At 41.7% G+C, this 24,892-nt stretch carries 22 protein-coding genes and 1 other annotated feature; of the genes, 8 read left to right on the top strand and 14 right to left on the bottom strand.

The window, feature by feature from the left end; genetic code table 11:
- Positions 1–294: 294 nt before the first annotated feature.
- A complete protein-coding gene (locus tag ACWODM_RS06820) occupies positions 295–1,101 on the bottom strand; it encodes a VOC family protein (protein WP_455320624.1) in 807 nt (268 codons plus the stop codon).
- 413 nt (positions 1,102–1,514) lie between these two features.
- Between ACWODM_RS06820 and ACWODM_RS06815 the strand changes: the two genes are divergently transcribed.
- From ACWODM_RS06815 to ACWODM_RS06805, 3 genes are all read left to right on the top strand, one after another.
- Positions 1,515–1,943, top strand: a complete 429-nt coding sequence (locus tag ACWODM_RS06815) for an HIT family protein (protein WP_455320623.1) — start codon at positions 1,515–1,517, stop codon at positions 1,941–1,943.
- Positions 1,943–2,287, top strand: coding sequence for a YtxH domain-containing protein (locus ACWODM_RS06810; RefSeq protein ID WP_455320622.1), 345 nt, complete (start codon positions 1,943–1,945; stop codon positions 2,285–2,287). The genes ACWODM_RS06815 and ACWODM_RS06810 overlap by 1 nt, the downstream gene beginning before the upstream one ends.
- Before the next feature lie 135 nt (positions 2,288–2,422).
- Complete coding sequence (locus ACWODM_RS06805; protein WP_455320621.1) at positions 2,423–3,355, top strand: peptidylprolyl isomerase; 933 nt, start codon at positions 2,423–2,425, stop codon at positions 3,353–3,355.
- Between the two features lie 44 nt (positions 3,356–3,399).
- Here the strand turns inward: ACWODM_RS06805 and ACWODM_RS06800 are convergent, their stop codons facing one another.
- From ACWODM_RS06800 to ACWODM_RS06790, 3 genes are read right to left on the bottom strand one after another with little or no spacing between them, the layout of a single operon-like run.
- Entirely contained in the window at positions 3,400–4,344 is a 945-nt protein-coding gene (locus ACWODM_RS06800) for a 3'-5' exoribonuclease YhaM family protein (protein WP_455320620.1), read from the bottom strand.
- Between the two features lie 37 nt (positions 4,345–4,381).
- A complete protein-coding gene (locus ACWODM_RS06795; protein ID WP_455320619.1) occupies positions 4,382–7,045 on the bottom strand; it encodes an AAA family ATPase in 2,664 nt (887 codons plus the stop codon).
- The gene (locus ACWODM_RS06790; RefSeq protein ID WP_455320618.1) at positions 7,042–8,235 is read right to left on the bottom strand and encodes a metallophosphoesterase family protein; all 1,194 of its coding nucleotides are present in this window, start codon (positions 8,233–8,235) and stop codon (positions 7,042–7,044) included. The genes ACWODM_RS06795 and ACWODM_RS06790 overlap by 4 nt, the downstream gene beginning before the upstream one ends.
- Before the next feature lie 256 nt (positions 8,236–8,491).
- Between ACWODM_RS06790 and ACWODM_RS06785 the strand changes: the two genes are divergently transcribed.
- Positions 8,492–9,070, top strand: a complete 579-nt coding sequence (locus ACWODM_RS06785; RefSeq protein ID WP_455320617.1) for a hypothetical protein — start codon at positions 8,492–8,494, stop codon at positions 9,068–9,070.
- Between the two features lie 41 nt (positions 9,071–9,111).
- Here the strand turns inward: ACWODM_RS06785 and ACWODM_RS06780 are convergent, their stop codons facing one another.
- The 3 genes from ACWODM_RS06780 to ACWODM_RS06770 all read right to left on the bottom strand — a co-directional run bounded on the left by ACWODM_RS06780 (position 9,112) and on the right by ACWODM_RS06770 (position 12,447).
- Positions 9,112–9,681, bottom strand: coding sequence for a helix-turn-helix domain-containing protein (locus tag ACWODM_RS06780; protein WP_455320653.1), 570 nt, complete (start codon positions 9,679–9,681; stop codon positions 9,112–9,114).
- Positions 9,682–9,883: 202 nt separating this feature from the next.
- A complete protein-coding gene (locus tag ACWODM_RS06775) occupies positions 9,884–10,225 on the bottom strand; it encodes a YlbF family regulator (protein WP_455320616.1) in 342 nt (113 codons plus the stop codon).
- Positions 10,226–10,293: 68 nt separating this feature from the next.
- On the bottom strand, positions 10,294–12,447 hold the full coding sequence (locus ACWODM_RS06770) for a PBP1A family penicillin-binding protein (protein WP_455320615.1): 2,154 nt from the start codon (positions 12,445–12,447) through the stop codon (positions 10,294–10,296).
- Between the two features lie 283 nt (positions 12,448–12,730).
- On the opposite strand from ACWODM_RS06770, the gene ACWODM_RS06765 reads away from it, so the two are divergent.
- Positions 12,731–13,585, top strand: coding sequence for an RluA family pseudouridine synthase (locus ACWODM_RS06765; RefSeq protein ID WP_455320652.1), 855 nt, complete (start codon positions 12,731–12,733; stop codon positions 13,583–13,585).
- A 127-nt stretch (positions 13,586–13,712) separates the two neighbouring features.
- Here ACWODM_RS06765 and ACWODM_RS06760 read toward each other — a convergent pair whose 3' ends face one another.
- The 3 genes from ACWODM_RS06760 to ACWODM_RS06750 all read right to left on the bottom strand — a co-directional run bounded on the left by ACWODM_RS06760 (position 13,713) and on the right by ACWODM_RS06750 (position 17,321).
- Positions 13,713–14,675, bottom strand: coding sequence for a peptidoglycan DD-metalloendopeptidase family protein (locus ACWODM_RS06760; protein ID WP_455320614.1), 963 nt, complete (start codon positions 14,673–14,675; stop codon positions 13,713–13,715).
- A 162-nt stretch (positions 14,676–14,837) separates the two neighbouring features.
- The gene (locus ACWODM_RS06755) at positions 14,838–15,560 is read right to left on the bottom strand and encodes a pseudouridine synthase (protein ID WP_455320613.1); all 723 of its coding nucleotides are present in this window, start codon (positions 15,558–15,560) and stop codon (positions 14,838–14,840) included.
- Between the two features lie 114 nt (positions 15,561–15,674).
- The gene (locus ACWODM_RS06750; protein WP_455320612.1) at positions 15,675–17,321 is read right to left on the bottom strand and encodes a putative polysaccharide biosynthesis protein; all 1,647 of its coding nucleotides are present in this window, start codon (positions 17,319–17,321) and stop codon (positions 15,675–15,677) included.
- Positions 17,322–17,593: 272 nt separating this feature from the next.
- Here ACWODM_RS06750 and ACWODM_RS06745 point away from each other — a divergent pair, with 272 nt between their 5' ends.
- Positions 17,594–17,824, top strand: a complete 231-nt coding sequence (locus ACWODM_RS06745; RefSeq protein ID WP_455320611.1) for a hypothetical protein — start codon at positions 17,594–17,596, stop codon at positions 17,822–17,824.
- A gap of 111 nt (positions 17,825–17,935) precedes the next feature.
- Positions 17,936–18,349: an Ohr family peroxiredoxin gene (locus tag ACWODM_RS06740; RefSeq protein WP_455320610.1), complete on the top strand. Its 414-nt coding sequence runs from the start codon at positions 17,936–17,938 to the stop codon at positions 18,347–18,349.
- A gap of 38 nt (positions 18,350–18,387) precedes the next feature.
- Here the strand turns inward: ACWODM_RS06740 and ACWODM_RS06735 are convergent, their stop codons facing one another.
- Complete coding sequence (locus ACWODM_RS06735) at positions 18,388–19,503, bottom strand: glycerate kinase family protein (RefSeq protein WP_455320609.1); 1,116 nt, start codon at positions 19,501–19,503, stop codon at positions 18,388–18,390.
- 293 nt (positions 19,504–19,796) lie between these two features.
- Positions 19,797–20,171, bottom strand: a complete 375-nt coding sequence (locus ACWODM_RS06730) for a GNAT family N-acetyltransferase (protein ID WP_455320608.1) — start codon at positions 20,169–20,171, stop codon at positions 19,797–19,799.
- Between the two features lie 108 nt (positions 20,172–20,279).
- On the opposite strand from ACWODM_RS06730, the gene ACWODM_RS06725 reads away from it, so the two are divergent.
- Entirely contained in the window at positions 20,280–21,149 is an 870-nt protein-coding gene (locus tag ACWODM_RS06725; RefSeq protein ID WP_455320607.1) for a LysR family transcriptional regulator, read from the top strand.
- 94 nt (positions 21,150–21,243) lie between these two features.
- Here the strand turns inward: ACWODM_RS06725 and leuS are convergent, their stop codons facing one another.
- Both leuS and ACWODM_RS06715 read right to left on the bottom strand, forming a co-directional pair.
- Complete coding sequence (gene leuS, locus ACWODM_RS06720; protein WP_455320606.1) at positions 21,244–23,658, bottom strand: leucine--tRNA ligase; 2,415 nt, start codon at positions 23,656–23,658, stop codon at positions 21,244–21,246.
- A 58-nt stretch (positions 23,659–23,716) separates the two neighbouring features.
- Positions 23,717–23,927, bottom strand: a binding site (T-box leader).
- A gap of 47 nt (positions 23,928–23,974) precedes the next feature.
- A complete protein-coding gene (locus tag ACWODM_RS06715) occupies positions 23,975–24,886 on the bottom strand; it encodes a LysR family transcriptional regulator (RefSeq protein WP_455320605.1) in 912 nt (303 codons plus the stop codon).
- Positions 24,887–24,892 lie beyond the last annotated feature (6 nt).

Raw genomic sequence — 24,892 nt, 5'->3', positions numbered from 1 at the left:
CATCAACTCCTTGTACATACTATAGCGCGTTTTTGTAAGCGCAATCTTTTTAATGTGTCCACAACAATGGACATTTCCTTCACAGCTCTAAACAATCTTTGCATCCCGTCCGCTGGCCATCATTCTCCCCTCCTTGCCCTTGATAATTTTTCCTTTCACGATGCCTCTTCCATCATACTTAAAAATATTAAAGAAAAAAGAAATCCACTTTAAATTACAAGCAGATTTCTTTCAACGTATCTATTCAATATATAAAAATAGCACCTCCATTCTATTGATAGAGGTGCTATATTCTTACTTTTTAATAACAAACCACCATTCAACACCAACGACATCGTAGACAGTCAAAAGCGATTTTTTCTTATCTATAAAGAATTCTAGCTCTGTTGATATCAGCTGCTTCTCTAAAGAAAGTAAATCCTCTGGAGAGACAAAGAACTTTAAGATCTCCAGACCAATCACTTCATGACTAGCTATATTGATCACGTCACTACTTTCTTCTGTCACTGAGATCTGGAATTTTTGTTCGTCTAACTGATAGTCCGCCTCTGAATTCTTACGCAAACCTAAAAGATCAGCCAGAAATTCTCCTTCTTTCTGGGCATCGTTCGCGTTTACATGAACTTTATTGAAGTGCGTTTCTTTAGAAAGTTTCGTCACTTTTCCTGTGGCAGCAGTAGACAGTTCTTCCTCACTGTTGATCTTCTCTGTTTGAACAGCATCGATCTCCAACTGATTTCCCTCAGGATCTTTTAAAACAAGTTTCACAAAGTCACTTGAAAAAACAACTTCTGTCAACGGGTAGTCTTGCTTTTTCAAACGGGCATAGATGTCTGCTAATTCAGTAGTCGTTGGTACATTCAAGGCAAAAGACCGCAACTTTTTCACTTGACCAAAGTGATCATCGGCACGTGGGCTTTCTTCCAGCCAGAGCAATTCACTATTGGACTCGGCAGTCCCCATGATCGCCAGCGCATTTTCTTCCCCTTTTAACTCAAATCCTATGAGATCACGATAAAATGCGATCATCTTATCCCGATCCTTCACTCGTATGGCTATCGTTGCTAACTCGACGGTATCACCTAACTTAAAACCTGACATTTTTCACTGCCTCCTTGATTTCCCTTAAATTATTGTACTGATAAAAAAACATTCGTGCAAGAACATTTCCGAATAATTTTCACAATTTTGCCAGTATTTGATTCCAAATTTCTAACAGCTATTTCTTCGATCACCTGATCCTCATTAATCATTGTTAAAAACCTGCATTCGTACAGAGATTCGGTTGTAAGAATGGCTGCTTTTTGTCTGTCAGTCTCTTTTGAATCAATGGATCACCTATATTCTATGCAACGATCAGCTTCAAGCTGTTTTCTTTTAGTATAGAAGAAAGAAATCGTTTTAACAAGTCATGTCTGAAAGAACTTCTCTTTCTGGATACAGAAGAATTTTTATGACACATAAAAACAAAGAATATGGTAAAGTAGGAATAAGAAGAAGAGGAGGCGTTGTTTATGGACAATTGTATTTTTTGTAAAATTATCGATCAAGAGATTCCCAGTCACAAAGTCTATGAAGATGAAAAGGTTTATGCATTCCTAGACATTTCGCAGGTGACAAAAGGACATACTTTGGTCATTCCTAAAAAGCATGTTTCAGATGTATTTGAATACGATGAAGACTTAGCTGCAGAGGTTTTTACTCGTATTCCTAAGATCGCCCGAGCACTGGAAGCAGCTTTTCCAGAAATGCAAGGATTAAATATTCTAAACAACAATAAAGAAATGGCTTATCAAACCGTCTTTCATTCTCATGTTCATCTATTGCCTAGATACAGTAAAGAAGATGATTTTTCGATTCATTTTGGTCATCACATGGAAGACTATACAGCCGATCAATTAGCAGAAATCGCCAAACAAATAGAGATGCAGGTGAAAAAATAATGAAAAACTTTATCAAAGGTCTTGTTTTCGGTGCAGCAGTTGGTGGTGCCGGTGGCTTGCTGATGGCTCCTCGAAGCGGAAAAGAAACACAGATAATGGTAGAAAACTATTTAGATGATACCGCAGATGCTACTAAAGAATTCAACGAAAGTCTGCAAAATTTCCGTAAAGCTGTGGAACAAACCCAGCATACGATCGAAGAAACCGTTCCTTTTGTCAAAACATCTTTGCAAAAAGACATTGCTGCCTTTACATTTCAAGCAGAACCACGTATTGCACGAATCAACGAGCAAGTAGAGCAACTCCAAGATCATATCGCAACTCTGCCTGTCCAGTCTAAATAAGAAATCATTAAAAAATAGACGATTCTATGAATTTTGTTGGAAAGATTTCTTCAAGTCTTTCCAATCTAAAAAAGAGTATGGTATAGTTAGAGCTGTGAAAATTTTAGAAAACGAATAATAGGAGTGCTTGACAAAATGAAGAAAAAATTACTTTTAGCAGTCATTGGCGCTATGAGCGTCTTTACATTAGCTGCTTGTTCAGGAAATAGCAATACAGAGATTGCTACGATGAAAGGCGCAAAGCTGACTGTTGCTGATTTTTATGAAAAAGCAAAAACTGATCAAAACAGCCAAGAAATCGTGTTTGATATGATCTTGTCAGAAATCTTTGTAGGTAAGTATGGCGATCAAGTAACTGATGAAGCAGTTGAAGAAGAAATCAATACAATTTTCGGTGACACCTTTGAAGAACAGTTGGCCGCATCAAACTTGACTCGTAAAGATGTTGAGAGCAGCATCAGAGAAAGACTAGCCTTTGAAGAAGGCTTGAAATCTCACGTTGAATTGACAGATGATGACCTAAAAACTGCTTGGGAAGCTTTCCATCCGGAAGTTGAAGCACAACTGATCTCTGTTGCGACTGAAGAAGAAGCTGCAGAAGTAGTAGACGAAGCTAACGAAGACGGTGCTGATTTCGGCGCGATCGCAGAAGAAAAATCAATCGATCCTTCCAGCCAAGAACAAGGCAACGTGACCTTTGATTCAGCAAATACAGAAATCCCAGAGGAAGTCAAAGCCGCTGCATGGGACTTAGCAGACGGTGAAATCTCTGATCCGATCGCTGTAGATTCTGTTTACGGCACAAGCTACTATGTTGTAAAAATGGTCAAAAACCAAGACAAAGGCAACGACATGTCCCAATTTGAAGACCAAATCAAAGAAATCGCGACAGATACAAAACTGAACGATACTGAATTCACAACTAAAGTGATTGGTGAAGAACTAACGGAAGCAAACGTAAAAATCAAGGACGACGCCTTTGCGGATATCCTTTCAGGTTTCATTACAAACGATGATGCTGCAACTGAAAATTCAGAACCAGTAGATACTACTGAAGACAGCGAATAATCGCGACACTAAAAGCCAGTCAGCTTGACTGGCTTTTTCTTTGTTTAAATTTCTTTGGGAACATAAAAACTGCGATTGTCCAGACCGAAAATCCGATCGGTGTATTCACCGGGAGTCGTTTGACGGATAGAGGTCAACATCATTTGCATCGAGGCGTCTAGATTGTCGATTTGATGCAATATTTCCGCCTCCATGATGCGTGGTCGTACAGGAGAACCATATTCTAACAAGCCGTGATGTGCCAGAACCATATGTCGTAACACTACCACATCTTCTGCCTGTTCATCGATTTTAAGTGCTAGACAGGCTTTGGTGATTTCTTCATCGACTAAGACCAAATGTCCGACCAGATTACCGACCAAGGTATATTCTGTTGACATCGGACCACTTAACTCGATCACTTTACCTAAATCATGCAGAATGATTCCTGCATATAGCAACGAAGCATTTAGCTCTGGATATTCTTTGACGATCGCTTTTCCTAAACGCAGCATCGTTGTCGTATGATAAGCCAAACCACTGGCAAAAGCATGGTGATTGCGTTTGGCTGCTGGATAATCAAAGAATTCCTTTTTATACTGATTCAGCAAATAACGGACGATCCGATTCCAGTGAGGATTAAGGATCTCAAAAAGAGTTTGACTGATTTCTTCTTCCATTTCTTCTTTTTTGATCGGCGCGCGCTCCATGTACAGACTTGGATCACCAGCTTCCTCTGTTTTCGCTAGGCGCAGCTGGATGATTTTTACCTGGGGATTCCCTTGGTAAACTTCTCGTTTTCCTGAAAGAAAAACAACTTTTCCAGCTTCAAATCGCTGGATTTCCTCATCTGAAGCATCCCAGAATTTTCCATCGATCGTACCTGAAGTATCCTGGAAGGTAAAGGCAATAAACTTTTTCCCATTTTTTGCCATTCGGACATCGGCATTTTTAATCAGTACAAACATTTGAAAGGCTTCATCTACTGCTAATTCTCGTAATTTTTTCATTTGGGTTCAACGTCTTCTCCTGTCAGAGAATCGTCTCTCACATCCTTTGCATGATTTCCACAACAGGTTGGTGGAGTCTTTGATAATAGCTTACCATTTCTTGGTCAGAAGACAAACAAATGACTTGATGTTTTTGACCAAATTCTGCAAACAATTTTGCCAGTTGCTCTTTGCGTTCACTGTCATAATGCAGCCAACCATCATCAATGATCACTGGACTGACTGCTTGTTCCTGTAAGGACAAGTAGGCAAAGCGGACCGCCATGATCAGCTGGTCTTTGGTTCCTGTTGACAAGGTATAGATATCCAGCAAAGTCTCTTGTGAAGTCACATGGAGAATCCCATCCAGCAAGCGGACAGCTTGATAACGACCCTTCGTCAGTGTTTTAAAATAATAAGAAGCACGTTGCAGTAGCTGTGGCAATTGCTGTTCTGAAAGTTCGGTCGCCAGATCACTAAGAAAAGCCGCTAGCACCTGATTAGTACTCCAGGTGATCGCCAACTCTTCGATCTCTGAGAGTAGCCGACTTTCTTCCTGATACAATTCATCCAAAACACCATCGATCTGTAACTGTTCGATTTGCAGCTGACTACGTTGTTTTTCTTCCGAGAGCTCAGAGATTCGCTGTTGCAGCGTTTCTTGTTGTTGTTCATTTTCAGCTAAACGTCCAGCCAACACTTCCCAACTGATACTTTCTGGAAAAACAGGTGTCAGCAGTTGAGTGAGTTCTACTTTTCGTTCTACTTGTTTTTGCTGTTGTTCCCACTGCTTGATCCAAGTTGGAACTTCTGTTGGATGAGACAAACCAAAGCGCTCCAATAGCTGACCAAAATGTTCAAACAGTTCGTCACGATTTTCTTTGCTTTTTTTCAACTGTTGCGCCAATAGTGTACTTGGCTGTTGTAAACGAGTCAGCTTGATTTCCTGCATTTCTGTTGTAAATCGACTGACTAAGGCTAATTTTTCTACGATGGCTTTATTCGATAACGGCAACCAATCTGCCAACAGCTCAAACTGCTGATCGATTGCTGCAATACTCTTTCTATTCACTGCTTCTTTCTGCTGAAGTTCTTGGAACGATGCCAGCTTTTGATGAAATTTTTCTGCTGCCAACTGATAGTCATGGATCATTTGGCGCCAAGAAAGATAGTCTGGATCATTGCCAAAGAATGGTTGCAGATAGTTGATCAACTGCTCTTTTTCCTGCTGTGTCCGCAGGACCTGTTCTGTTTCAGTAGCGATCTCTGCCTTTAGCTGATCCAGCTGCAGTGATTTTTCCTGCCACAGCATTTTGTTCTGTCCAGACGTTTTGCTCCCTGCAAAGAGAAACACTCCCGCACCGACTACTATTCCCGCCGATCCAAGCCCTAACAACCAGCCTTTAAGTGGCATTGGAAGCAAAAAGCTGACTAACAGCAAGAAGATACCCACGCCTGCAATAGACAGTCCGATCCCTGGTTTCAACTGCTTTCCTAATGCCGGAAGTTTCTTTTCTAATTGAAGAACTTCTGCTTCCAAAGGTTGGATCTTTTCTTCTAGCCACTGAATACGTGATTTTTGCTGAACTGACTGTTGCTCTAAGTCTTCTAGTTGATCCAGCAAGCGATAGATTTGCTTGTCTAAAACAGGTGGTGTTTCTCTTTGCCATCCCCAGTGTTTGGAAAGCTGAGTCAACTCCTGATCGGTCGCCTGCTGCTCTGCGAGTAATCGCTCTTGCTCGTCGATTAATCGAGCGATCGCTACCTCTTGGCGAAGAAGTGCCTGGATCGCTGCTTCCTGATCCAAATAAAAGAAATAACGATCGGTCTCTTGTCCTTGCTCCAAACGTGACAGTTCTTCCTCTTTTTTACGGATCTCTTCAGACAGCTGCTGGTACTCCTGATAAAACATCCGTAATTGTTGCTGTTCTTCGTCAGAAATGTCACTCTCTTTTAAAGTACGCAATTCTTGCCATTCTTCGTACAAGGACCAGTTGATTTTTTGCTGATTGAGCTGCTGTTGCTGTTGCTGCAGCTTTGAAAGCTGCTCTCTCAATTGCTTTTGCTGATCCAAAGATTTAGCGACTCGTTGGTAGGCTTGTTGCACGTCTTTTTCCTGTGTTTCTTTTTGTAAGATCGTTTCCTTCAATTGCTGCCATTCCTTCAGGCGTTGATTCAACGGCAATCGTTGTCCTCTCGGTTTGAACAGTTGTTGATTGTTTTTTTGATAGAACTGAATCTTAGCCATTAATTGCTTGCTACCACTGATCCCTAAAGAAATTAAGGCAGCGTGCAACTCCTTTTCCTGCAAACGGCTGACTTCAGACAATTGTTCTTGCTGAAATGTAAAAACATCCTGAAAGACATCCTGACTCAGCGGAGAAAGTAGTCGCATCAAAAATGCTTCGTCTCTTTCTTCCTCACCGACCCATACGCTGGCTTTTCCCCGATTCATTTGTCGAAACCGTTCGATCCGTACTTCTTCATAAGGTTCGATAGACAGCCATAGCTTCCCGCCATAAGCAGCTCCGTCCAAAGGTGTGTAATCACGTTTTCGCGCGCTCTTCTTGGGAAAACCAAACAACATGGCTTGGATAAACTGATACAAAGTTGACTTTCCTGCTTCATTGCTACCAAAGAACAGCTGATTGCCTACTAAAAAATCGAACTGCTGCTGACGATACTGACCAAAACCGGTAATTTCTGCTTTTATTAGTCTCATCGCTCTTCCTCGCTCCACCGAAATTCTTGTGTTAATGTTTCTTCTACTCTTTTAACTGTTTCTTTTTGTAGATTCTCTATTTGAATACTTCGCTTGATCAGTGGATGAGTCGTCATCTCTTCCACGATTTCCGTAAAAACGGTTGCTTCTTGATAGTTTTGTAAAAGCTGCTGGGCGACCTCTCTACCAGTGATTGTCAGCTTCTCTGCCTCAGGGGTCTCATAAAGCTCTATCTGATAAACAAGCTGCTGATAATTTTGACGCTGCAAATATTCGTTGAGATAGGCAATGATCTCCGGTTTTTCTTTTTCCGTGAGCCACTGATTGGGCAAATTCTCTGTATTGGTTAATAGTAATTTAACTAGCTGTGAATGAGACGTTTGAAAAGCCTGCATCATTTGTGTTAATGCTTCTTTTGCGGTTCGTACGCCTGCTAAGGAAAGTTTTTTCTCCACCCAATCGATCACTGCCACAGATCGGCTCTCCACTAAGGTTTGCGTCCCATTCCAGGTAACCAACTGGACGCCATGAATTTGCTCTTCCTTTTGAGTATGTCCTTGAGGTGCTCCCGGGTATAAAATCGGTGGTTGCTGCTTTAGCACTGTCGGCACATGGACATGACCTAGCGCCCAATAGTCATAGTTTTTTTGCTGCATCTCAGCAACTTTGAACGGCGCATAGTTCTCCCCATTACTGTCTCCATGGTACATGCCAATATGATAAGTAGCCTGTCGCGCCGGAAATTCCTTGACCATCGACTGTTTGATCCACGGGTGACGATAGCTGAAGCCGCTGATTGCATAAGAGACACCTGTTTGCGTCTCTCCTTGCAGAGTCCTTACTTGCTCCTCAGTAAATAACTGGACATTTTCAGGAAAATCAAACCAGTAACGCTCCTGCTCGTAAAAATCATGATTGCCAAAAATCAGGTAAACAGGAATCTTTTTTTCTTTCAGCCGGTTCATCTGTTGAAAAAACTGATGTTGCGTTTTAAGACTTGGTCGATTTTGATGAAACGTATCTCCCGCCAGCAACAAAAAATCCACTTGTTCTTCCAGTGCAAGAGAAACAATTTTTTCCAATACCTGTTCATTCGCTGAACGAAGCTCTTTTACCTTATTAGCAATTAAATGCAATCCTTCAAATGGTCGATCAAAATGCAGATCTGCACAATGGATAAATCGCAGCATACTCAAAATCCTCCTTTTACTTCCCTTCATTTTAACATTTTTTATTTCTATCGTCAGTAAAATACGAAAATTCGTTCGCCTTTTACTTTGGTGATCCCTCTTGTTTTTCTGTCTGGTGTTTACCTAGGTAATTCAAAAAAGAAAATATCCTCACTTTCAAAACACACAAGCTTTTTGATAGAATCTATGTTAAACTTTATATATTCAATACTTAGGTAAAACCGCAGTAATCACTAGGCAAAGGAGATTGGATTCAATGACAGAAGAAAACGGAAAAACACTCACTCAGTTAGCAAATGAACTTGGTGTGTCTCGAGACAAGGTCATCTACCGCTATAAAAAACTACCTGAAGACTATTATTTTAAAGAAAACAATACAATTTATATCAAAGAAGCTGGAGTTCAACAAATCATTGACGAGCTGGGAGATGATGTTACCGAGGGAACACCTCAGGAAGAAGTAGAACAGACAACCATTTCGATCAGTGACTATTTAATCGAACAACTCGCTAAAAAGGATGAACAGATCGAGCAATTACAGAAGCTGATCGACCAACAGCAACAGCTAAATGCTGAAGATAAAAAACTGATCAAAGAACTGCATCAATATTTCGCTTTGGAAGCACCAAAAGAAGCAGAAATAAAAAAATTAGAAGAACCCGAAACAACTATAACGGATGAAGAACAAGAAACCGAGGCTAGCGAGTCAGCTCAGCAAATCGCGAAGCTAGAGGAGCAAATCCAGAAGGCAGAACAACTAAATCAGGAAAAAGAACGCTTGGAGCAGGAACTTTCTGCTTTGAAACAAAAAAAATGGTATCAGTTCTGGAAATAAAAAAATCTGTCACGTGGATCATGTGACAGATTTTTTTACTTTTAAAACGAGAATGGCAAATGGCCTAACCACGCCAACAATCCTGCTACTAAAGCAAACACCAGCACGATAACAGCTTTGGCCAAAAAATCCTTTACCTTGTTTCTTTTGGCTCTGGCAGCTTCCACATCTCCATTTTCCATGTAGGCAACGATCTCTCGGTACGTTCGAACATCTTGCCTTTTTTTCCATCTCTCAACTTTCAATGCATAGTACATACCGATCAACCATAGAATCCCTGGAAGAATCAGTCCTTTTTGTCCGAAAAAAGCTGTCAGCGGTCCAACTGTTAGCATAGCTAAGACCAAAAAGATCAGCATTCCATAGGTATCTTTGTCTTCTTCTGCTCGTTTAACGGTTTTCTTCATCATTTCCACGTCTCCTTTAACTAATTCGTCTAAGGTAGTGTCAAATAAGACACTGAGCAGTAACAAATTATGAACATCCGGATAGCTTCGTTCATTCTCCCAGTTGGAGATGGTTTGTCTTGAAACAAAGATTCTTTCAGCCAATTCCTCCTGAGAAAAACCTGCACTCTCCCGGTATTTTTTGATTTGCTTGCTCAAGTTCATTTTGGTCACTCCTTCTACCTCCACTTTAGTCAAAAAAGAAAATGTCTGCTATCAAAATTCTTTATGATCCTATATTTTACCTATGTAAAAATCTTTTATCACTGAAAAAACAACAAATCAGCTTGCTCTGATTTATAGTATACGCATTTGTTCCTAGGTAATAAAAAAGCTGTAAGATTTCACATCCTACAGCTTTTGCATATTAGTCTTCGTATAAATCTCTCAATGGTGTCATGATGATACGGTTCAAATCATTCAATACTAAGCTGAATGCTTGCTCTGTTTGCATAAGATCTGCGATCAACGCTTCTTTTTGGATTTTTTCTGCTAAAGATTGCGCTCTTTCAGCATCGGCATCGGTCATTTCTTGACCTTCAGACATTTTTTGCTGCATAGCCATTTGAAACTCCTGAAATTCTTTGAAGACTGCATACGCTGCTGCGTCCTCTTTTAATTTGCCAAAACTTTCGCTTAACGCTTGAAACTGCTCCATTTCACGAATTTCACGTTCCAGTTGATTGGCTGTGTCATAAATGTTAGACATACTAAATTCCTCACTTTTCTTTAAGTTATTCATTTATTGTAACATGTTCTATTTGCTGTGGCTAATGGTTATCTGAATCGATCACGAATTCCTCGAATGATTTCTTTCGTGCCTTCTTTAAAGTATTCACCAAATTGTTTCAAACCACTTTTGGCTTTTTCTGCAAGCTCATCCACATCTTCTCTCCAGGCACTGTCGTCTGCTTCTGGCGATTCTTCTGGCACTTGGTCCGCAGCCATCATTTTCCCGCCGGTTGCGTAGGCATCAGCCACAGCAAAGGAAGTTCCCTGAGTATACGGCAGAATTCCTTCTGCTTCCGCTCTAAAGATCGGTCCAACCGTTTGACCACTCGAACCTGTTAAATAATGATTTTCGCTAGTCAGTTCAAAACCGATCCAGGTAGAAATGACTACATCTGGTGTATAGCCAATGATCCACTGGTCATTGTTTTTTGTTGCATCGAACTCTGTTTCTGTCGTTCCTGTTTTTCCAGCCATTGCATAGCCGTAGGGACTTGAACCAGAAGCTGTTCCGTTAGAAAAGGTTCCTAAAAGCATACTCGTCATTTCATCGGCTGTTTCCTGAGAAATCACTCGTTTGCCTTTGGGCTGCGTATTATCCACGATCACAGCGCCGGTTGAATCAACGACTCTCGTAATCAAATGTGGTTCATACAGTGTTCCGCCATTAGCAAAGACACCATACGCGCCAGCCATCGTCATTGGGGATGCCCCATACTGCAAACCGCCTAGAGCCAAGCCCCAATATTTATCCGAATCGGTCAATTCCAGACCGAATTCCTTCGTTTTATTGTAACCTTTATCCAAACCGATCTCATGCAACAGCCAAACTGCTGGCAAGTTCAAACTACGGGCAACTGCTTGATACATTGAGACTTCTCCCTGATAGTCACCGTTATAGTTTTTGGCATCGTAATAGCTTTGCGGTTCGTCTTTTAGAATACTGTCTGGCATATAACCTGCTTCCAGTGCTGCGGCATACACGCTCAAAGGTTTGATCGTTGATCCTGGAGACCGTCGCATGTCTGTTGCAAAGTTGTAACCCCTAAAGGTATGCTCTCCTCTACGTCCGACCATCGCCTGAACTCCACCGGTTTGTGGATTCAGAGCCACAGAAGCCGACTGAACCATCGTACCATCTTCGGCATTTGCCGGAAAATAACCGTCGACTGTATAGGTAGCTTGCATATTAGTCTGATAGTTCTGGTCCAATGCTGTATAAATTTTGTACCCTCGGTTCATGACATCATCTGCATCTAGACCGTAATCATTTTCAAGCTCATTCAAAACAGCATCGAAATAATAAGGATAGGCGTAACCGGCATTTGCTTGATCGTACGCATCGTACAACAGATCTGTAATAGCGATTTGCTTTTCCTGATCGGCCGTTGCTTGATCTAACTTCTCATTGTCAACCATCACGTCCAAGACTGTCGCACGACGATTAGTCGCTGCTTCAGGCTCATCGATCGGATTGTAAATGGAAGGTCCCTTCAGCATCCCTACCAAAGTAGCAGCTTCTCCCAGAGACAGATCTGTAGCATCTACACCAAAATATTTCTTAGAAGCATCCTGAATCCCCCAAACACCATTCCCAAAATAGGAAGTATTCAAATACATCGCCAGAATTTCATCTTTGGAATATTTTTTCTCGATCTCAATGGCTAAAAACAATTCCTTGGCTTTCCGATTGAACGTCTGATCCAGCGTTAGATACGCGTTTTTAGTCAACTGCTGCGTGATCGTACTTCCACCTCCGCCTGAGGTATCTCGGCGAATCACCATCCGTACAGCTGCCCGCATCAGACCTTTGATATCAAAACCAGGATGGCTGTAAAAACGTCGGTCTTCTGTAGAGATCACTGCATCGATCACATAAGGCGATACCTGATCCAAGTCGACATAGGTTCCCTTTTGTGCCGACATTCTGCCAGCTTCTTCGCCTTCTCTGTCGTAAATGACCGTTGCTTCTCGCAAGCCAGATTCTAATTCTCCTACTTTGGTCGTCTTAGCAATATAAAACAAATAAATGCTCATGATCAAAACAAAGACCAGACCTAAAAGTAAAATGATTTTATTGACATGATATTTTTTCCAGATCCGCTTACGCCACTGATGAAACCGTAAAAGATAGGGTTTCATCCATTGCCAAAAAGCAGACACATATTTTTTTATTGTTTGGAAAATGCGCTGAAAGTCCATCGATTCCCCTCCTCTAAGCAAGTGTAGCATATTTTATTTTGAAAAAAATACGACTATAGACGTAACTTTGTCTCTATTTTAAAACAGAGACACTTAACCTTGCCTATTTTAGCATTGAAATACAAGGAATTGTTTATTTTTTCCTTAAAAAAATCTAAAGATAGCAGGAGGGTATGCGAAAAATGAGGTGAAGTCAGCTTCATACAGTAACGCGTTTCTAGGTAAAAGCAACTGGAAATTGTAACGAAAGATGATATAATTCTAACGAAAGGAGCATCCAATGATGAAGTATTCAATCACTTTACCCAGTAGTCAACCGACGATGACACTACGTGAGCTACTGGAAAAAGAATGGCTCGTTCCACGAAAGGTCCGTCATTTTTTACGCATCCGTAAATTTGTATGGATCAACGATGAACAAGCGATGTTCCATCAAAATGTTGCAGCTGGCGATACCATCACTCTACAGCTTGAAGAATCTGACTATAGCTATCAGTCCGTACGTTTCGGCAATAAAAACAAGATTCAGCTGCTCTATGAAGACGAGCATTTGATCATTGTCAATAAGCCCGAAGGAATCAAGACACATCCGAACCAACCCGAAGAAACGGGGACTCTACTCAACGATCTTGCTGCCTATCTGAAAGAAAAAGAACAGCGAGCCTATGTCGTCCACCGCCTAGACAAAGAAACCAGTGGCGTGATTTTGTTCGCTAAAAATCCATTAGTCTTACCGATCTTGGGTCGCTTACTGGAACAAAAGAAAATTTATCGTCGCTATCAAGCTGTCGTCCATGGAAAAATCACTCAAGATCAGACAATCCATAAAAAAATCGGCCGGGACCGTCATGATCGTCGGAAACGTGTCATCGACGAACGCAAAGGAAAAGCCGCAACGACACATCTGACTGTCCACGCAACTTTTCCAAAAACTAGCCAAGTCTACTGTGTGTTGGATACCGGACGTACCCATCAAATTCGTGTCCACCTGGCAAGTATCGGACATCCAATCGTTGGCGATCCATTGTACCAAAACAAAAAAGGCAAGCGTCTGCTACTACACGCTTGTGAGATGTATCTGATCCATCCATTTACTCAGGAAAAATTAACTGTGACCGCTTTGCCGGGGTTGTGGTAAAAAATTGGGTAAAGACGCTAGACAAAGAAAATACCCTATGAAATTTGTTTCAAAAACATTGATTTCATAGGGTTTCTCAATTTTCATTAGTTAGCGTAGATCACAAACTTCTTCTTTTTTTCTATAATCACAATAAACCTGCTGGGTCCACGTAGTTGCTCCACAAGCTGGTGCTCAAACCGAAATGTAGATGGACACCAGTGGAAGTACCCGTCGTTCCCATTGTTCCTACTTGTTCTCCGACAGTCACTGTTTGACCGACACTCACAGAGATTTCAGTAAGATGCATGTAATAAGAATAATAACCATTGTCGTGTTGTAAAATGACACAATTACCTTGACCTGATCCAAATGCGGCTTCCACAACTACACCATTGCGGGCTGCCAAGATCGGTTGACCCATGGGACCAGTAAAATCGATCCCATTGTGCTGAGTTCCTGAAACTCCTGTCGGATCATTGCGGAAACCAAATCGACTGCTGATTGTAATCGGACCCTCTAAAGGCATGGCAAAGCCTCTTTTTTCAATTTTTTCCTGTTCCTTCAGGTCGACTAGCTTCTCTTCTTCTTCCATCAAACGCTCAGACAATTCCTGATCTTCTTTGGTCAAAGTTTGCTGACGTTCTTGCAAGGTGTCTAGTTCTTCTGTTGCTTCCCGAAGTGTTACTTGCTGTTCTTCTAGTGCATCGGTTGTTTCTTGAAGCTCCTGCAACAGTTCGTTGCGGTGACTATTGTTAGCCGATGCCATTCGCAATTGTTGACCAATCTGTGCCGGACCTGATTGTTGGATCTGATTGACGCTTGTAAAGGCGACATTTCCCAGCTGTGTTTCGATCGTCGCTTCTTGTTCTCTCTTCGATACTTCTAGTTTCTGGATTTCTGCTTGTGTCTTCTTTATCGTTTCAGTCAATACTGTTAATTGCTCTTCGATAGTTACTTGTTCCTGACTTGCTGTTGTTTGTTGCTCTTCGATCATCGTGATCACCGATGTAGTTTCCTTGATCTGTTCTTCTATTTCAGAAGCTCCTACCGTATGTGGCAACAAGACAAGGGCACCGACTGCAACAAGAAATAATGATTTGATTTTCAATTAAAACGCTCCTCTGTTTTTTTGGGCCGATAGACACTTTAACACGTTTTGTCTACGGAACAATAACAGAGGTTTAACAATTTAGTTGCGAAATTATTGATTTTTTACAAATATTTTCATTTTTGAAGTCGTTTATGACAATTATTACGTAAAAAGGAAAGCTTATGCTCGCTTCTCCAATAACTGGACTTCTTCAGGCGTCAAGGAACGGTACTCTCCATAAGCTAGTGACTCATCCAATTGTAGACCGCCCATACGGATTCGTTTCAAATAAGTCACTTCTTTCCCGACAGCCTGAACCATCCGTTTGACTTGATGGAACTTGCCTTCATGCAGAATCAAATGGATGCTACAGCTCTCTGAAGCTTCATCGACTGCAGTGATCGACAAAGTAGCCGGCAGACACTCTTCTCCCCCATCGATCGTCAAGCCTTCTGCAAAGCGCTCCTGGTCTTTTTCGGTTAAGATCCCAGATACTTCTGCATAATATTCTTTTTCTACATGACGCTTCGGTGAAAGCAACCGATGCGCCAGTGCGCCGTCATTCGTGATGACTAGCAAACCTTCTGTGTCCTTATCCAACCTCCCTACCGGAAATAGATCCTCCCGATAAGACTCATCGTCAAACAAATCCAATACGGTCTCTTCATAATCATCCACGGTAGCAGAGATTACTCCCGCCGGCTTGTTTAGCAAATAGTAGAAATCTTTTTGATAAACCACTTCCTCGCCATCCAAAAACACCTGATCTTCGATTTCCTTTACTTGGAATTTATCTGATTTGATGACCTCACCATTGACTGTGACCCAGCCTTTTTTGATCAAGCCTTTGACTTCTTTGCGAGAACCTAAATTCATATCTGCCAAGTACTTATCTAAACGCATCTTTTTTTCTCCACCTTCTTCGATTCTTCTTGACTCATCAGCCTGATACTAGCTGATAACTTTCTTTTACATATAGAAAGAATTCGGAAGAAGTACTCCTCCGAATTCTTTTGTTTATTTGATTCGCAATGTTCTTCTAAAACGCGCCATTCCTGAGCCAAGTAATTTGTCAGCCAAGCGGATTTTCAGTGCCATATAGATATAGATGAAGCCGCCAACTGCTGCCACCAGTAAAATCAAAAGAAATGACTGGAACTTACTTTCTTGGCTCAACATCAAACCGAAGATCCCTTTGCTGATCCCTGCAAAAACCATCATGACCAGTGTCATCAAAGTAATCAATACGGTACGTTTGAAGGTCAGATTCGGATTGAAGCGGGTTCGTTTGTGGATCTTGCGTACATTCAAATAGCAGGTCACTCCTAAACCTAATGTCGTTGAAAGGATCGGACCATAAGATTCCAGCAAGTGAATACTCATTGACTGGGTCAAGATCTTCACGAGTAAACCAATCAAAAAGAAGACCAGTGCAGATTTATTTTCGTACAATCCCTGTAGCATGACTGATGTCACCATGAACAAGCCTTGGACCAGTCCTGACAAACAAACCACAACTAACAGATTGGCACCCAATTGGTTTGGATTATAGAACAAGGTATTCAATGGATAGGCCAGTAGAATCATGCCAAAGGTGGCGGGCATCATGACAAACATATACAGCTGCAGGTTGTTGCTGACTAAGCGCGCCAGACCAGCAGCATCCTTTTTAGCATAAGCTTCTGTGACTAAGGGCAAGCCCACGATCGCCATAGAAGTCGCTAAGCCAATAACAACCATTGATAGCTTATCCGGATTTCCGTTGAACAAGGCCATCAGCGAGATTAGCTGTCTTTGAGAGTATTCGGTAAAGCCACTCATGACCCGAACAAAGGTAAATTGATCCCATAGCTTGTAAATTGTGATTCCTGAACCGAGAATAATGAATGGGATTGCTTCTTTGATTGTCGTTAGCAATAGTCCTACAGCATTGATCTCGACCGTTTCCACACTGCGTTCAGCCAGGATATCCATCTTGATTTTTTCTTTTCGGAAATAATAGATCAGAACCGCCAGTCCGGCAAGTGCCCCAATAAAGGCGCCGAAAGTCGATTGAGTCACCGCAGCGACGTAATCACCACTACCAAGTCGCATGATCGAGAAAGTCGCGATCAGTATGTAAACGACACGCGCAATTTGTTCAACAAGTTGAGAAATTGCGAAGGGCGCGACATTCTGAATCCCTTGAAAATAGCCACGGATCACACTCATGACAGGAATCACAAGAAGCGCGACACTCAAAGAGCGCAGTGAGGGGATCAAGTCTGTTCCTCCCCGAGAAACATTGGCCAAGAAAGGGGCCATAAAATACATGACCAGCGCACTGATCACCCCAAAGACTGCCATGACCTGCAAGGATCGTGTGAACAAGTGCTGACTTGTTTTGTACTCTTGTCTGGAGTTATGGAAGGCGACTTGTTTGGCGATCGCTGAAGGAATTCCAGCAGTGGCGATCATAATGAACAAGGCATAGACGGTGTAGCCAATATTGAACAAGGCATTCCCGACTTCCCCGTTTTCACCTAGCCAGTAATACCAAGGTAATATGTAAATAACGCCTAGCAGTCGAGAACCGATATTCCCGATCGTCATCCAAGCAGAGCCGCGAGCCATCTTATCCTCGTTGGTCAGTTCTACTTCTGTTTGTTTTGTATTATTTATCATTCAGTTTTTCTCCATCTTCTTTCATACGTAATTCCTATTTTAATGGGAAATGAGCTTTGTCGCAATCTATTTTTTTATTTCGTTACATGGATTTAACAATCATGCAACAGAAAGCGCTCTTGTGTGATCTCAATCCCATCATAGCCTGAGCAACTTCGACAAATGATTTGTAACAAAAATGTTACAAATTTTACTTTATGAAAACATTCATTTTCTTACAGCAAATTTCTAGTATAATGAATTGAATTTAAAATTAGAGGGAGCTTGGTTGCATGTCTACTAAACAAAAAAAACTTACATTTTATACGAGCATGGGATTAATGGGCATGATCGTCTGCCTACTAGGTTGGAAACTGCTGACTGTATTAGGGATCATCGGCTTATCAGATGCTTCTCACATGTACGCACGTTCTACCGTTCCTTTCGGTTTTGTGCTTGTCTTGTTTATCCCAATCATTGCAACGATCACGCTATTTTTTGGTCTGGCGAATACAAAGAAATAAACGACGTCTCCGGATGTCGTTTTCTTTTGTCTTTTCAAAGCACTTCATTGTTCATTCTTCGTTTTTTGTACTATAGTAAAAGTAGATAATAAAACGAAAGGGTGTAGATGTATGAGTAAAAAAATGGGTGTTTCAACTGTTATCAACGAAGGTGGTCGTGAAGGCGTAAGCAAGTCGTTAAGTGGTCATTTAGAAGTAAAAACAACCGGTACTAAAAAAGAAGGCTATACAAACCCTGAAGAATTATTTGCAGCAGGATTTTCAGCTTGCTTTAACGGTGCTCTGATTTTCCCATTAGAACGTGACGGACATGGAGATCTTCCTCGCTCGATACGTGCAGAAGTTACTTTGTTAGGAGACCTACCTGATTTTACAACCTTGCACTTGGCTGTCCATTTGATTGGTAAGATCGAAGGCTTGTCTAAAGAGCAAACATTGAACTATATGAAAGAAACCGATGATATTTGTCCTTACTCTAAAGCAATCAAAGGCAATGTCGAAGTTACTTTCGAAGCAGAAGAATAAACGCAAAAAGATGTTTCGCTTCGGCGAAACATCTTTTTTTATTGCTTATTGAAGACACGACTAAGATCCGCCGCTAACAGTCGAATATTCTTTAATGTCCTTGTTTTCTCCATCGCCTCTTCCAAAGAAATTGGTCCTTGTTGGATACTAAAAACACCCAGCATCAATTGCTCTAGCTCACCTAGGGTGGTTTGACGACTGCCACAAAGACCGATCACAGGAATATTTTTCTCAGCCGCGGCTTTTGCTACTCCAAAAGGAACCTTTCCCTGTTCGGTTTGCGCATCCATCTGACCTTCACCTGTGAAGACCAGATCCGCTCCCTTCAGCAGCTCATCCAAACCAATCATTTCCTGAATCGTTGGAAAACCCGGAACGATTTCTCCATCTATTAGCTTGATTGCTCCGCCCAATCCGCCGGCCGCTCCTGCACCAGAAACCTTATCCAACTCCAATTGATAGTCCTTTTGGATCTGTTTCGCGATTTTTTTCGCTTGCTTTTCCAGCTCGACTACTGTTTCTTCAGAGGCGCCTTTTTGCGGGGCAAAGATCTTTGCAAAACCCTTGTCACCCGTATAAGGATTCGTGACATCTGCCAGCGCAAACAACTGTACCTCTCGTAAGCCTTCATCTAGGGAAGAAAGCGATAATGACTCGGCTGCTAGCAGTGGATTTCCTTTATCCGATGGCTTGAGGTCTGCACCTAGCGCTGCCAACAATCCCAATCCACCATCTGATGTACCGCTACCGCCAAGCGACACATATATTTGATCGACCTTTCGTGCCAAAGCATCCTTGATCACCAGACCCAACCCATAGGAAGAAGCCTGACGAACGGCCTCATCAGAAGGTTTATTCAGATGGATACCGATAAATGCTGCAGATTCAATGATTGCCGCTTTGTTACCATCGATCGTTGTCAACAAGTAGTCAGCTTCCAGTTCTTTTCCTAAAGGATCCTGAGTTTTGACGGTGATCCATTCACCATCAAGGGCTGCATAGATGGCTGCCATTGTGCCTTCGCCGCCATCCGCAATCGGAACATTGATTTTCTCTGTCCAAATAGCTGCCGGCAAATCCGACAAAACCGCTTGATTCAATTCCTCAGAGCTGGCACAGCTCTTAAAAGAATCAATGATCGACAATACTTTCATAATATCCGACCTTTCTCGCTTTTCTTCTATTATACCCCACCACAAGAGATTCTTACTCACTGTTACTCGTGAAACTTTTATGACTCAAACGACGACTAGTCGGCTGATTGACGAAACAGTAAATAAGTCTATTTCTTCTAAATATAAAAAACGTATACCTTATCTCAATTGACAAAGTACACGTTTCATCCTAAAATAGTGAATCAACAAGCATGCTTATTCTGTTGTTACTCTAATCGATTTTTCATAGTTTTTTTTTAAAATTGGTGGCATTCTTGATTTTTTTCACAAGACTATTCAAAAGAATTATTGATCATAAAATAACTCATGCAGACCACGCAGCCATTCTTGATTTTCATAGCTGGTCTTGAAGCCCCTTTTTCAAGTAAGATCAATTCCTTTGCTTGATTTTTTACCGCATAGTCCATACATTCTGACAAAACTTTGTCCCCTACGCCATTCCCTTGAAAACTTTCATTCTTGTCAAGTCGTAAAATCTTCCATTTTTTGTCTTCCGGTTCAACCGTACAAGTCGCAACTACTTTGTTGTTTTTCATTGCTACATAGACGATCGGACGTTGTGCCAAGTCATCGCTAAGTTGTTCTAGTGTTGCAGTTTCTTCTTCGAGTAATTCGGGATGTTTCTTGTCGATTTGAATAATTTTCATAAATATCCCCCATTCCTGAAGTTTCTGACTTCTTACTTTAAGTATACGTCCCATTTTTAGATAAGTGAAACCAATCTTATTAATACTACTATAAGGTAAGGTGATACATTGGATAAATTTTTAATTCTTCAAAAAGTAATCGAAACGGGCAGCTTTACCCTTGCAGCCGAAGAATTAGGCTACAGTCAATCTGCCATCAGTCAAATCATCCACCGCTTAGAGAATGAACTGGACATTCAGCTTCTAGTGCGCTCTCGTTCAGGGATTCGATTAAAAAAAGATGGTCGTGATCTGCTTCCTTTGATTGAAGAGATCATTGAAAAAAGACAGGCCTTGGATGCTCGAATCTCTCACATCAAAAAATTGAATGCAGGAACAGTTAGAATTGGCATCACTTCAGGTGAATCTGCCCGATGGTTCGCCTCTATGATCAAGGATTTCCAAGAGCTCTATCCTAACATCCAATTTATCATAAAAAAAGGCAGTTATCGCTCTGTTGCTAAGTGGATCGAAACGGAAAGTCTCGACTTGGGTTTACTTCCATCCCGTGCAGCAGCAAATCTAGAGACCAGTACCTATATTAGTCACCCATTTTGCGCAGTGCTTCCGAAAAATCATTCCCTAGGGAAACACTCGGTCATCGAATTGAAGCAGTTAAAAGAAGAAACGCTAGTTGTTTTAGATCAGGGACCTTTCAACGAAATCTTGGAATCCTTCAATGGGCAGTTTGACAGTCGCAGAATCAAATATCAGGTAAATGATCCTTCTCTTCTTTTGCCGATAGTTGAGCTAGGTTTAGGGGTTGGCTTACTGCCACAGCCAGCCTTGGCTGATCATAGCTATGAGATCATTAGCCGACCGATCTCTCCTGCCTTGCACAGTCACCTTTCAGTCGCTTGCAAGAAAAAAGAAAATCTATCCTTTGCCAGTCAACAATTTATTGAATTTTTATTGGAAAATTATGAAGAACTCGATTAAAACTATCTAGGGAATACCTAGGTAATCTCCATTTTTTATACTATCAAAAAAACACCTTTCCATTTTTACTTGGAAAGGTGTTTGCTGTTCTTTCTTAGTTCGCAACGATATTGACCAGTTTACCTGGTACAGCAATGACTTTGCGAATCGTTTTTCCATCGATGCTTCCTTGGATGATCTCATTGCTCTTGGCAATTTCTTCCATTTCTTCACGGCTTGCTTGCGCAGGTACGTTGATTTTCGTACGTACTTTTCCGTTGACTTGAAGAACGATCTCCACTTCATCTTCGACTAGGGCAGCTTCATCATAAGCTGGCCATTCAGTGTAAGAAATTCCCTCTTCATTGCCAACGATTTCCCACAACTCTTCACCAAAGTGCGGAGCGATCGGTGCCAATAGTTGAATAAATCCTTCGATATATTCGTAAGGCAACGCATCTGCTTTATAAGCATCATTAACAAAAACCATCATTTGAGAGATCGCTGTGTTAAAGTGCAGCTGCTCGAAATCTTCCGTTACTTTTTTCACGGTTTGATTGTAGACTTTTGTTAGTTTACCATCATTGAAGGTCGTGATCCGGTCACGCATTTTGCCATTTTCATCCACGATCAAACGCCACACGCGATCCAAGAATTTCCGGCTTCCTTCCAGTCCATTCTCACTCCAAGCAATCGATGCATCCAATGGACCCATGAACATTTCATACAAACGCAAGGTATCGGCGCCGTATTTACTCACCACATCATCTGGATTGACTACATTGCCACGTGATTTCGACATCTTCTCGTTGTTTTCTCCCAAGATCATCCCTTGGTTGTACAATTTTTGGAAAGGTTCTTTCGTTGGAACCACACCAATATCATACAAGAATTTATGCCAGAAACGCGCATACAACAAGTGTAGAACCGCGTGCTCTGCACCACCGATATAAATATCTACCGGCAACCAGCGCTCTAGTTTTTCATAACTTGCCAATTCGTTTTTGTTGTGAGGATCGATAAATCTTAGGAAATACCATGAGCTTCCAGCCCATTGTGGCATCGTATTGGTTTCTCGGCGTCCTTTTTTCCCTGTTTCTGGATCAACAACATTGACCCATTCATCAATATTCGCCAATGGAGATTCCCCTGTACCACTTGGGCGAATGTCGTCTGTCTGTGGCAAACGCAATGGCAGCTCGGCTTCGGGAACAGTCGTTGTTGTGCCATCTTCCCAATGGATCACTGGGATCGGTTCTCCCCAATAACGCTGACGAGAGAACAACCAGTCGCGCAAACGATAACTGATTTCTTTTTGACCAACTGCTTTTTCTTCCAGCCAGGCAACAATATTCTCGATCGCGTCTTCTTTATTCAAGCCATCCAAAAAGTCTGAATTGATGTGCAAACCATCTTCTGTATAGGCTGCTTCTTCGACATTGCCGCCTTCAAGAACTGGGATGATCTCCAAATCAAATGTTTTGGCAAACTCATAGTCACGTTCGTCATGGGCAGGAACCGCCATGATTGCGCCAGTTCCGTAAGTTGCCAAGACATAGTCGGCGATCCAGATCGGGATTTCTTTCCCGTTGACTGGATTGATCGCGTAAGCGCCTGTGAAGACCCCTGTTTTTTCTTTCGACAAGTCGGTACGGTTCAAATCAGATTTTTTCGAAGCCATATCGACGTAAGCTTCAACTGCTGCTTTTTGTTCAGGTGTAGTAATTTCTTGAACTAGCTCCAGTTCGGGTGCCAAAACTGCATAAGTCGCACCAAACAAGGTATCTGGACGAGTTGTGAACACCGTAAAGTCTTTGTCTGTTTCCGCTACCTTGAAGGTCACGTTGGCACCGACAGAACGTCCGATCCAGTTGCGTTGCATGTCTTTGATGCTTTCAGGCCAATCCAAATCATCCAAATCATCCAGCAAACGATCAGCATAAGCAGTGATTTTCAACATCCATTGACGCATCGGTTTGCGGACAACATCGTAACCCCCACGTTCACTCTTGCCGTCAATCACTTCTTCATTTGCAATCACGGTTCCCAATTCTGGGACCCAGTTGACTGGAACTTCTGCTTCATAAGCTAGCCCATGCTCATACAGCTTCGTAAAGATCCATTGTGTCCATTTATAGTAGTCTGGATCAGTCGTATTGATCTCACGATTCCAATCATAGCTGAAACCTAGTGAATTGATCTGACGACGAAATGTCTCAATATTTTTCTTGGTAAATTCCGCTGGATCATTCCCAGTATCTAGTGCGTATTGTTCTGCTGGCAAGCCAAAAGCATCCCAGCCCATCGGATGCAACACATTGTATCCTTGACTACGTTTGAAACGAGACAAGATATCGGTCGCGGTGTAGCCCTCCGGATGCCCCACATGCAAACCTTGTCCAGATGGATAGGGGAACATGTCTAATGCGTAAAATTTTGGTTTTCCTTCTTTGTCAAATGTGTTGAAGGTATTGTGTTTGGCCCAATATTTTTGCCATTTTTTTTCAACTTCCTTGTGATTGTAATTCACCACTGTCTCCTCCTTAAAATAAATAAAAAAATCCTATAAGAAGCACAAATAAAGCCTCTTATAGGACGTAATTAACTAACGTGGTACCACCTATTTTCGCTGGATATCCAGCCTCGAACGCTGTAACGGTCGTCACCGTGTCTTTCCTACTTTCTTTCAGAAAAACAATCACTCAAAGGCGAGTTCAAACGGTTCTCTGTACATTCTCACCAGCCATGTACTCTCTAAAAACAGAACGCGATCTACTACTCCTTTTCAAACGTGAGTCGATTCATTGAATACATACTATCAAAAAAGCTCTTTGAATTCAATTTATTTATTTAGATTGTGGAAATTCTTCAAAATATTGGCGCAATTTTGTCAGGAACACTTCGCCGATCCCTGAGATCTTGCGTTTTTTCTTCTTGATCATGACCATTTTATTTTCCGGTGAATCCGCCAGTGGAATCAACACGATCCCTTGGCTTTTGGGATCTTCAACCAAACCAGAACCAGAACCATAGGCATCCGTGCCTTGTAGAATCCCTGTCAAGGTTGCCCGATCACTCGTATGGATCACCTGAGAGATTCCTGGAAAATCGATCAAATCCTCAGCAAAATAGGTATAATTATTGGTTTCCTGCGTGAAACGTACTTGGGCATAGTCATGCAGATCGTCCAAATGGATCACAGACTGTTTGGCTAGTGGATGCCCTCGTCGCATAAAAATGTGTGTCTGGAAGGTCGTTAAGATCTCATATTCCAGTTCGCCATTTTCCAATAATCGACTCAGCCCTGCCTGATTGGATTCATTAAAGAGTAAGATACCGATCTCACTTCGGTACTGCTCCACATCTTTGATGACATTCAGCGTGGTACTCTCAAAAATTCGAAAGTCATTGTAATCCTGAAATTCGTGAATCAGTTGACTCATGATGATCGAAAGAAAATCGTAGTGCTGACTAGAGATCGAAAAATGCTTCTCATGCTGCTCGTTTGCCAGATAACGGTTTTCTAGAAGCTCCACCTGTGCTAAGATCGGCTGCGTGTATTGAAAGAAATCCATGCCCTCCGAAGTTAAGGACGCACCTTGTCTGGTACGTTCAAACAATTGAACATCCAGTTCTTTTTCCAGTTCTTTGATTGCATGCGACAAACTTGGTTGGGAAATATAAAGTTTTTTTGCGGCTTCTCTAAAACTACCATTGTTAGCAATAGCAGCAACATAACGCATTTGTTGTATATTCAAATGTTC

The sequence above is a fragment of the Enterococcus olivae genome, assembly GCF_053760925.1.
The sequence above is the reverse complement of the archived record's forward strand: the minus strand, read 5'-3'. Positions and strand labels throughout refer to the sequence as shown.

What these genes read in the sequence shown, in the direction of transcription:
- ACWODM_RS06745 (WP_455320611.1), top strand. Translation starts at nt 17,594, where the DNA reads ATGTCTACTAAACAAAAAAAACTTACATTTTATACGAGCATGGGATTA.
- ACWODM_RS06820 (WP_455320624.1), bottom strand. Translation starts at nt 1,101, where the DNA reads ATGTCAGGTTTTAAGTTAGGTGATACCGTCGAGTTAGCAACGATAGCC.
- ACWODM_RS06770 (WP_455320615.1), bottom strand. Translation starts at nt 12,447, where the DNA reads ATGGACTTTCAGCGCATTTTCCAAACAATAAAAAAATATGTGTCTGCT.
- ACWODM_RS06805 (WP_455320621.1), top strand. Translation starts at nt 2,423, where the DNA reads ATGAAGAAAAAATTACTTTTAGCAGTCATTGGCGCTATGAGCGTCTTT.
- ACWODM_RS06730 (WP_455320608.1), bottom strand. Translation starts at nt 20,171, where the DNA reads ATGAAAATTATTCAAATCGACAAGAAACATCCCGAATTACTCGAAGAA.
- ACWODM_RS06775 (WP_455320616.1), bottom strand. Translation starts at nt 10,225, where the DNA reads ATGTCTAACATTTATGACACAGCCAATCAACTGGAACGTGAAATTCGT.
- ACWODM_RS06740 (WP_455320610.1), top strand. Translation starts at nt 17,936, where the DNA reads ATGAGTAAAAAAATGGGTGTTTCAACTGTTATCAACGAAGGTGGTCGT.
- ACWODM_RS06765 (WP_455320652.1), top strand. Translation starts at nt 12,731, where the DNA reads ATGAAGTATTCAATCACTTTACCCAGTAGTCAACCGACGATGACACTA.
- ACWODM_RS06795 (WP_455320619.1), bottom strand. Translation starts at nt 7,045, where the DNA reads ATGAGACTAATAAAAGCAGAAATTACCGGTTTTGGTCAGTATCGTCAG.
- ACWODM_RS06800 (WP_455320620.1), bottom strand. Translation starts at nt 4,344, where the DNA reads ATGAAAAAATTACGAGAATTAGCAGTAGATGAAGCCTTTCAAATGTTT.
- ACWODM_RS06785 (WP_455320617.1), top strand. Translation starts at nt 8,492, where the DNA reads ATGACAGAAGAAAACGGAAAAACACTCACTCAGTTAGCAAATGAACTT.
- ACWODM_RS06755 (WP_455320613.1), bottom strand. Translation starts at nt 15,560, where the DNA reads ATGCGTTTAGATAAGTACTTGGCAGATATGAATTTAGGTTCTCGCAAA.
- ACWODM_RS06810 (WP_455320622.1), top strand. Translation starts at nt 1,943, where the DNA reads ATGAAAAACTTTATCAAAGGTCTTGTTTTCGGTGCAGCAGTTGGTGGT.
- ACWODM_RS06790 (WP_455320618.1), bottom strand. Translation starts at nt 8,235, where the DNA reads ATGCTGCGATTTATCCATTGTGCAGATCTGCATTTTGATCGACCATTT.
- ACWODM_RS06780 (WP_455320653.1), bottom strand. Translation starts at nt 9,681, where the DNA reads ATGAACTTGAGCAAGCAAATCAAAAAATACCGGGAGAGTGCAGGTTTT.
- ACWODM_RS06750 (WP_455320612.1), bottom strand. Translation starts at nt 17,321, where the DNA reads ATGATAAATAATACAAAACAAACAGAAGTAGAACTGACCAACGAGGAT.
- ACWODM_RS06735 (WP_455320609.1), bottom strand. Translation starts at nt 19,503, where the DNA reads ATGAAAGTATTGTCGATCATTGATTCTTTTAAGAGCTGTGCCAGCTCT.
- ACWODM_RS06815 (WP_455320623.1), top strand. Translation starts at nt 1,515, where the DNA reads ATGGACAATTGTATTTTTTGTAAAATTATCGATCAAGAGATTCCCAGT.